1 protein-coding gene and 1 pseudogene are annotated in these 2,395 nt (G+C 45.4%); both read right to left on the reverse strand.

Annotated features, from left to right (window positions below):
- Positions 1 to 998 (reverse strand): annotated as a pseudogene (gene mraY / locus B4K20_RS03095) (phospho-N-acetylmuramoyl-pentapeptide-transferase); the annotation flags it as partial.
- On the reverse strand, positions 998 to 2,395 hold a 1,398-nt coding region (locus tag B4K20_RS03100), incomplete at its 5' end, for a UDP-N-acetylmuramoyl-tripeptide--D-alanyl-D-alanine ligase (protein ID WP_349678786.1). The gene B4K20_RS03100 and the pseudogene mraY, both read right to left, overlap by 1 nt.

Here is a 2,395-nt window from a genome sequence, read left to right on the forward strand (position 1 = left end):
CAGCCTTTGAGCTCATAATGATGGTGAATCGGTGCCATAAGAAATACACGTTTACCGCGCAGCTTGTATGAGCCCACTTGAATCATGACCGACAGTGTTTCAATCACAAACACGCCTCCCATGATCAGTAAAACCAACTCTTGTCTGACTAATACGGCTACTGTACCCAGTGCGGCACCCAGTGCCAGGGCACCCACATCCCCCATAAAGACTTGTGCGGGATAGGTATTGAACCAAAGAAAACCGAGTCCAGCTCCCACCATAGCCGCACAGAAAACAACGAGTTCGCCGGCACTTGGAATAAAGGGAATTTGTAAATAGCTTGCAAACTCAAAGTGTCCAGCGACATAACTGAATAAGCCTAATGCAGCCGCAACCATCACCGTAGGCATAATGGCTAGGCCGTCCAGGCCATCGGTCAAATTCACTGCATTGCTGCTACCCACAATCACCAAATAAGTCAGCAGCATGTACCAACCACCCAAAGGAATCACAATCTCTTTGAAAAACGGCACGATCAACTGCGTTTCAGCTGGCACAGTGACCGTCATAAATAAAAAGATAGCTGCTCCGGCACCAAAGACAGATTGCCAGAAATATTTATATCGGCTCAGCAAACCACGAGGGTCTTGACGGACTAATTTGATGTAGTCATCTACAAATCCAATCAGCCCAAAAGCTAATGTAATAATCAAAACTACCCAGACATAACGATTGGTCAGGTCAGCCCAAAGTAATGTGCTAACAGCAATTGCCACCAATATCAGAGCGCCACCCATGGTGGGTGTGCCTTTCTTGCTGAAATGAGATTCAGGGCCATCTTGTCTGACAACCTGACCAATCTGTCTAAAACTCAAATGACGGATCATGGTCGGTCCGATAATCAATGCAATACCCAAGGCCGTCATGACCCCAAGAATGGCTCTCAGTGTCAGGTACTGAAACACGTTAAAGCCACTGTAGTATTGGCTCATATAATCACTCAATAACAGCAGCATTACTGTGCCTCCGAGGCTAACGCATCGGCTAATTTATCCAATTGCATAAAACGTGATCCTTTAATCAAACAGGTCACATCTGCTGTTAAGGTGTTTTGCAAAAGCTGTTGCAATGTTTGTATGTCCTCAAAATGAATGGCGTTATCACCAAACTCAGCAGCTGCGAGCTGGCTCTTCTCTCCCACCGTAAATAGCGATGTCACGCCTGCGGCTTTTGCTTGTAAGCCCATGCTCTGATGAATGGCATCACACTCATCACCTAACTCACCAAAATCTCCCAGAACCAACCAAAGAGGTTCATCAAAACCAGACAAGGTTTCCAATGCCCGCAGGTAGGAGCCGGGATTAGCGTTGTAGGTATCGTCAATCAAGCGACTCCCTGACAAACCTTTACGCATTTGTAAGCGGTGAGGTACGGCTTGTAGTGTGTTCAGACCGCGAACCATTGCATCAACAGGAATATTCAGCGCCACACATATGGCTATGGCCGCCAACGCGTTGTTCACATTATGTAAGCCGGGCAAAGCTATAGTCATATGGTGGTTAATACCATCAATATGAACAAGGAAATGACTTGCCGCAGGCTCTGGCTGGATATAGTCGGCGAAGATATCCACTTTTGTTTGCAATCCAAAACGGATAGTTTTTCTACCCGCAATCAAGGGTTGCCATATCGATTCGTATGGCATATCGGCATTTACCACTGCAATGCCGTTCTTTTTCAATCCTTGATAAATACTGCCTTTTTCTTTAGCTATACCCTCTTCGCTACCTAAACCTTCGATATGGGCAGACGCAATATTATTAATCACTGAAACATCGGGTGATACGATACTCATCAGATAAGCAATTTCGCCCGGATGGTTTGTGCCCATCTCAATCACCGCATAGTCATCCGATTTGTCAATACGACAAATGGTTAAAGGCACGCCCAGATCGTTATTTAAATTGCCTTGTGTTGCAGTGACTGTGCCAACTTCAGACAAAATAGCTTTGACCATTTCTTTTAGGCTGGTTTTACCATTACTGCCAGTGATGGCGATGACTTTTGCATGGCATTCTGCTAACCAGGCTTTTGCAATTTGTCCAAAAGCTATTCGAACATCATCTACCTTGATCTGTGGTAATTCATCATCTTGATATTCACTGACTAATGCCGCGACAGCACCATTTTCTCTGGCTTTTGCTAAGTAGGCATGACCATCGACATGTTCACCTTTAAAGGCGATGAATAAATCACCTGGTGTCACTTTGCGTGAATCAATGACAGCACCTGTTACCACAACATCAGCAACGACATTCTGGACTGAGACAATCTCAGCAATCTGTGTAAGCGTTAGCTGAAGCCCCATCAATGACCTCCCACCACGTTTTTTATGCCCGTTGAGTATGAGTCG

Origin of the sequence: Methylophaga sp. UBA5088, from assembly GCF_002414625.1 — a bacterium.
Taxonomy (GTDB): Bacteria; Pseudomonadota; Gammaproteobacteria; order Nitrosococcales; family Methylophagaceae; genus Methylophaga; species Methylophaga marina.